The 6,591-nt window shown below is 49.5% G+C and carries 6 protein-coding genes and 1 tRNA gene; all 7 read left to right on the top strand.

Annotated features, from left to right (window positions below):
- Positions 1-153 precede the first annotated feature (153 nt).
- The 7 genes from L0156_27770 to pheT all read left to right on the top strand — a co-directional run bounded on the left by L0156_27770 (position 154) and on the right by pheT (position 6,454).
- Positions 154-225, top strand: a tRNA-Val gene (locus L0156_27770).
- Between the two features lie 65 nt (positions 226-290).
- Positions 291-2,216 (top strand): threonine--tRNA ligase, encoded by a 1,926-nt coding sequence (thrS, locus tag L0156_27765; GenBank protein MCI0606800.1) that lies wholly within the window; start codon positions 291-293, stop codon positions 2,214-2,216.
- A 45-nt stretch (positions 2,217-2,261) separates the two neighbouring features.
- The gene (gene infC, locus L0156_27760; protein MCI0606799.1) at positions 2,262-2,759 is read left to right on the top strand and encodes a translation initiation factor IF-3; all 498 of its coding nucleotides are present in this window, start codon (positions 2,262-2,264) and stop codon (positions 2,757-2,759) included.
- Positions 2,760-2,837: 78 nt separating this feature from the next.
- Positions 2,838-3,029 carry a 50S ribosomal protein L35 gene (gene rpmI / locus L0156_27755; GenBank protein MCI0606798.1) on the top strand — a complete coding sequence of 64 codons (192 nt, stop codon included), beginning with the start codon at positions 2,838-2,840 and terminating at the stop codon, positions 3,027-3,029.
- Positions 3,030-3,112: 83 nt separating this feature from the next.
- Complete coding sequence (gene rplT / locus L0156_27750; protein ID MCI0606797.1) at positions 3,113-3,463, top strand: 50S ribosomal protein L20; 351 nt, start codon at positions 3,113-3,115, stop codon at positions 3,461-3,463.
- 34 nt (positions 3,464-3,497) lie between these two features.
- The gene (pheS, locus tag L0156_27745; GenBank protein MCI0606796.1) at positions 3,498-4,532 is read left to right on the top strand and encodes a phenylalanine--tRNA ligase subunit alpha; all 1,035 of its coding nucleotides are present in this window, start codon (positions 3,498-3,500) and stop codon (positions 4,530-4,532) included.
- Positions 4,529-6,454 (top strand): phenylalanine--tRNA ligase subunit beta, encoded by a 1,926-nt coding sequence (gene pheT, locus L0156_27740; protein MCI0606795.1) that lies wholly within the window; start codon positions 4,529-4,531, stop codon positions 6,452-6,454. Before pheS ends, pheT begins: the two co-directional genes overlap by 4 nt.
- Positions 6,455-6,591 lie beyond the last annotated feature (137 nt).

Below are 6,591 nucleotides of genomic sequence, written 5' to 3'. Positions count from 1 at the left end.
GCCGATCAAAGACACATTGTTGCGCGTGAATTGGAACTGGCAAAAATCGAGGCCAATGCCCCCGAACAGTTTGACAACGTTCAGTTCGAATAAAGAGACCACCCCGTTTTGATTTTGGTCCTCATTTTGCTATACTTTTAGCTCCCAAATTTCAGGCGCGTAGCTCAGTGGGAGAGCGCTTCCTTGACACGGAAGAGGTCGGCGGTTCGATACCGCCCGTGCCTATTCATTTGCAGGAATCATGAAAACGCATTTCACGTTGTGAAATCCCTCCCCTGGACGCAACCACTATGTCTAATTTAACCATTCGTATTGATGGAACTTCCAAAGAGGTCCCCGACGGAACTCCGGTTCGAGAGCTTCTTCAGGACCAGCCGTCGGAAGTGCGTAAGAAAGCGATTGCCGCTTCCTTCAACGGAATTGCTGTAGATCTGTCCCATCAACTCAGGGAATCAGGAGACTTGAAATTCATTCTTCCCGGAACTGATCAAGCCCTGGAAATTTTTCGGCACAGCACCTCGCACTTAATGGCGCACGCCGTGAGTGAGCTCTTTCCGGAGACACAGGTGGCGATTGGTCCAGTGATCGAAGACGGTTTCTATTACGACTTCAAGCGCGATGTCCCTTTCACACCCGAAGATCTTGAAAGGATCGAAGCAAAAATGAAGGAGATCACCGGCGCCAATTACACCATTGAACGAATCGAGATGCCGAAAGAAGAAGCGATCCGTTTCTTCCAGGAGAAAGGGGAGCCCATGAAAGCGGAGCTCATCGAAGAAAAAGGTGGAGAGATAGTGAGTTGTTACCGTCAAAATGGTTTCATCGATCTCTGTCTTGGACCACACGTTCCCAGCACCGGACGATTGGGATCTTTCAAGCTGCTTCACACTGCCGGAGCTTACTGGAAAGGTGACGAAAAGAATCCGATGCTTCAGCGCATCTATGGCACCGCCTGGTTTTCAGACCAGGAGCTGAAAGATTATCTTCAGCGGCTGGAAGAAGCGAAGAAGCGTGATCATCGAAGACTTGGAAAAGATCTGGAATTATTCACAATCAATGACGAAGTGGGTCCTGGCTTGATCATATGGCTTCCCAAAGGAGCCCGCATTCGCAGGGCGCTGGAAGAATACCTTTATGATGAACTCTACAATCGTGGATACGAGCTTACTTACACCCCGCATGTGGCGCGGCTGAGCTACTGGGGAACAAGTGGGCATCTCGATTACTTCCGTGAGAACATGTTCGCTCCCATGGAACTGGAAGATGATGATTACCAGCTGAAACCCATGAATTGTCCGATCCATATTGCAGTTTATCGCGCAGCTTTGCGGAGTTATCGTGATTTGCCATTACGACTGGCTGAATTCGGCACAGTCTACCGGTTTGAACGATCCGGAGTTCTTCACGGATTGATGCGTGTTCGAGGGTTCACTGTAGATGATGCGCATCTGTTTTGCACCTTCGATCAGCTTTCCGCTGAAATCGATCAGTTGCTCGATTTCACTTATGATTTATGGCACACACTGGGATTCACCCAAATTCAGGCTTATCTTGCGACCATGCCGGAAAAAGCTGTCGGCGACACCAAGATCTGGGACAAAGCAATTCAGGCGCTTCAGGAATCGCTGGAAAGAAGGGATGTTTCCTACGAAATTGATGCGGGAGGCGGCGCGTTCTATGGCCCGAAGGTCGATTTCAAAGTTCGCGATGCGATTGGCCGCTGGTGGCAGTGCAGCACAACTCAGGTAGATTTTAATTTGCCCGAGCGCTTTCAACTGGAATACATCGGCCCGGACGGCCAACCGCACCGTCCGATCATGCTGCATCGAGCGATCACCGGATCGATTGAACGCTTCTTCGGAGTGCTGGTGGAGCATTTTGCAGGCGCATTTCCGCTCTGGCTTGCTCCTGTTCAAGTTGCTATACTTCCGATTGCAGAACGGCATCATGACTATGCTGCTCAGGTTACTGCGGAATTATTCAGGAATAAGATTCGCGTCTTTCTGGATACACGAAAAGAAAAAACTGGTGCAAAAATTCGCGATGCCCAATTGCAAAAAGTCCCCTACATGTTTATCCTAGGGGATAAAGAAGTTGAAAATAAGAACGTATCCGTACGCCACCGGACCAGAGGGGACCAAGGCGCGCGTCCGCTGCAGGACTTCCTCACCGAATTGCAACACATGATTGCAACCCGTGCGGTCGATACAAACTAAAGTGACTAAATATATAAACTGTGGAGGATTGGTATTCAGCCAAACATAAGAGCAAACGAAAGGATTCGCGCTAGAGAAGTAAGAGTCATCGATGAAGATGGTTCCCAGGTTGGGATCATGCAGGTCCGCGATGCGTTAATACTTGCGAGACAGAAGGAATTGGATCTGGTTGAAATAGCCCCAACGGCTCAACCTCCTGTTTGCAGGATCATGAACCTGGGCAAGTATCTGTACCAGATGAGCAAGAAAGCTCAACAGGCGAGAAGAAAACAAAAGACGGTCCAGGTTAAAGAAGTGAAATTCAGACCTAAAACCGATGAACACGATTATCTGTTTAAAAGAAAACATATTGAACGATTTATTGGCGAAGGGCACAAAGTCAAAGCCACAATCATGTTTCGCGGAAGAGAAATGGCTCATCCGGAAATCGGAAAGAGGATTCTGGAGCGGCTCATGGAAGAGCTCAAAGAGTTAATTGAAGTCGAAAGAATGCCAAAACAAGAAGGCAATAATATGATTGCCGTTTTCTCAGCAAAGAAATAATCAAAGTAGCGCAGGCCTCCGGCCTGCGACGCAGGCGAGACGCCCGCGCTACTTTGTGAAATAGAGCAAGGAGTAGTTATGAAATTGAAGTCCCATCGCGGCGCCGCTAAACGATATAAAAAAACCGGCACCGGAAAATTTAAAAGAGCTTCCGCTAATAAGGGCCATATTTTGACGAAGAAGTCTCCCAAGCGGAAACGACATCTTCGAAAGAGCTCGGTTGTTTCGCCCGCTGAAGCGCCAAAAATCAAGAAGATGCTGCCCTACTAATTTCACCGTAGGGGCGGGGCTTGTCCCCGCCCTGGCGGGCGACCACGAGGGTCGCCCCTACGCAAAAAAAAGGAAAATGAGTTATGCCTAGAGTAAAACGTGGAACGAAAAGAAGAGCAAAAAGAAAAAAGCTGCTGAAGCTTGCTTCCGGTTATCGATTAACGAAAGGAAAGTTATATCGCGCGGCACGGGAAGCCGTTCAGAAAGGTTTGGGATATGCGTACAGAGATCGTCGTAACAAAAAGCGTGATTTCCGTGGTTTATGGATCATCCGGATCAACGCAGCGGCGCGTCAACACGACCTGTCCTATAGCCGATTCATGGCCGGTTTGAAGAAGGCCGGCGTTGATTTGAACCGCAAGATGCTCGCGGATCTGGCGGTTACCGATTCAGCGGCGTTTAGCCACCTCGCACAAATCGCCAAAAATCCTTAATTTGGTGGGCAGGCCTCCGTGCCCGCCGCTCGAGATGAACATCCACAATCTGCAACAGCAGTTCTACCAGAAGCTATCAGCGGCCAACGACACAAAGACTCTGGAGGAGCTCCGGAATGAATATCTTGGCAGGAAGCGTGGTGTCCTTACTGCGTTACTGAAAGAATTGTCATCCGTTGCTCCAGAAGAACGCAAAAACGCGGGCCGTCAAATCAATGAGCTCAAGCAGCTTGTGGAAACGGAGTTGGAACGCAAAACAGAACTGCTGTCGCATGCCGTTCCGCCCGAAGTAGTTGATTGGAGTTTACCCGGCGCCGAAACCAAACTGGGAGGGATTCATCCCATCACGCTGGTGCGGCAGAAAATCGAAAACATCTTCCGCTCCATGGGATATGCGATTGAAGAAGGACCGGAAATCGAAACCGACTTTTACAATTTCACGGCTCTGAATTTCCCACCCGACCATCCTGCACGTGACACGCAGGATACACTTTTTGTGAACCGACAGGATGATTCCGGCAAAAATTTGCTCCTGCGAACGCATACTTCTCCGGTGCAGATAAGAACCATGTTGAAGTATCCGCCGCCCGTTCGCGTTCTCTGCCCCGGACGGGTTTATCGCAAGGATGAAATCGACGCGACTCACTCACCCATTTTTCATCAGGTCGAAGCTCTGGTAGTCGATGAAAACATTACGTTCGCAGATTTAAAAGGGACACTTCTTTATTTCCTGCAGGAATTGTTTTCTGCAGAAGTGCAACTTAGTTTCCGTCCCACTTTCTTCCCCTTCACCGAACCGAGCGCGGATGTTTCTGTTTCTTGCGTTTTTTGCAAAAGCAAAGGCTGCTCTGTTTGTAAATACTCCGGCTGGATTGAGATTCTCGGTTCAGGAATGGTTCATCCAAACGTGTTGGAAAATGTCGGTTACGATTCAGAGAAATATACCGGATTCGCTTTTGGTCTGGGGCTGGACCGCATTGCAATCTTAATGTACGGAATTCCCGATATCCGCTTATTTTTCCAAAACGACATTCGCTTCCTTTCGCAATTCCGGATTGTTATGCCATGAAAGTTAGTTACAACTGGCTGAAAGAAACAGTCGATATTCCCGTGGATCCGGATGCTCTCGCGAAAGCGCTCACGATGGTTGGGCTTCAGCTCGAAAGCAAGCAACCGTACGAAGAAGATACCACGCTTGATATTGAAGTGACTGTCAACCGTCCCGACTGTTTGAGCGTTTATGGTCTCGCGCGTGAAATTGCATTGATCTTCGGATCTCCGCCACCTGCCATCAAGGGGCTTCATCAAACACAGGTCATTCCTTTTCGAACTAACGACGGCCGCTATTCCGGCGGCGGTAAGGATTTGCGAATTCTTATTGAAGACGCCGATCTGTGCCCACGATTCTGCGGTCAGATTGTTACGGGAATCAAAGTTGGGCCTTCACCCTCCTGGATGCAAAAAAAGCTGGAAGCTTGCGGCCTTCGCAGCATCAGTAACGTAGTAGACATCACAAATTATGTGATGCTGGAGCTGGGCCAACCGATGCACGCTTACGATTTCGATACGCTTGCGGGTGGCACCATTCGTGTTCGCAAGGCCCGTAACGAAAAACTTTTGATGATTGATGGAAAAGAACGCCCCTTGTCCGATTCCATGCTGGCAATCGCAGATGCCGAACGCGTGATCGGTGTGGGTGGTGTCATGGGTGGAATGGAAACCGAAGTGACAGAATCTACAACAAACGTTTTGCTGGAAGCAGCCTATTTTCAGCCGGCGTCAGTACGGCGAACAGCGAAGACTCTGGAACTTTCTACGGATGCATCGTACCGTTTTGAGCGTGGGGCCGATTACAAAATGCAGGCCAATGCTTGTCTTCGCGCGGCGGTGTTGTTGGAGCAGTGCGCAGGCGGAACTGTCCATCCGGTGGTTGATGTTTGTCCCGGTAAATTCGTCCCCGCCGAAATTCGCTTGAGACAACCAAGAATCGCAAGAATTCTCGGTCAAACCATCGACCCGCATCTGGCAGATAACATCCTGACCGCTCTTGGCTTCATCAAGAAAGCAGAAAATCTGTGGCAGGTCCCCTCCTTTCGCGTAGACATTTTTCGTGAGATTGATTTGATTGAAGAAATCGCCAGACATTTCGGCTATAACAATATTCCCAGCACTCTCCCAAAAGCGGAGAAAAGATACCAGGCCGATCATTCAACTTTCCAGCTCGAACGCGCTGTGAACCAATTCTTGAGAGGCGCAGGTTTGGAGGAAGCCTACACGTTTTCGTTTGTAAACGAATCGACTGAAGAAGCGATCCGGATCATCAACCCGCTCTCCGAAATAGCGCCGGCCTTGCGGACATCATTGCTTCCCGGTCTGCAGGAATCTGTCGCTTACAATCTCCGTCATCGAAATGAAGATGTGAGATTGTTTGAGATAGGGCGCGTCTTCCTGCCCGAAACGGAAAAAATCGCTTTAGGGATCGCAATGCTCGTGGAACATCGCGATCTGAAAGGAATAATGGAATCCATGCTGTCGGCTTTGCTATATGGTGAACCGACAATCCGGGATGGCTCTATTTTCGTAGAAGGCAAGAACATCGGTAGAATGATTCAAACTCACTCGGAATCCCAGCCGCTTCAGCTATGCGAAATCTACTTGAGTGATCTGATTCAGTTGCCGCAACGACGGCTTACCTACAACCCGTTGATCCCCTATCCTTTCGTGGAGCGGGATGTTTCGTTTCTCATAAGCAGTGACGTACGGTTCTCACAACTGGAAGATGTGTTTAACCGGATGGATGTTCCGGCCCTTCGCGCATGGAAATTAGTGGACCGCTACCAGGGAAAGAATATTCCTTCCGGCAAAGTCAGTTTGTCCCTGCGATTCACCTTTCAGGCCACCGACCGCACTCTAACATCGGAAGAAGTTGACCGGATGTTCGACACGATTGTACGTGCTCTCTCCGAAAACTTTGCGATCGAGCTTCGCTAAACAAAGTGGCGCGGGAGACTGTCCAAAAAGTCAGTTGGAGCGCGGACTTCCAGTCCGCAAAAACATTGTAGCTCGACGAGTTCATTGCGGGCAGGGATGCCCGCGCTCCCACTAACCCAAATGTGAGGATGTCCGCT

The sequence above is a fragment of the bacterium genome, assembly GCA_022616075.1.
Taxonomy (GTDB): Bacteria; Acidobacteriota; HRBIN11; order JAKEFK01; family JAKEFK01; genus JAKEFK01.
This window is presented reverse-complemented; position numbering and strand designations above follow the sequence as displayed.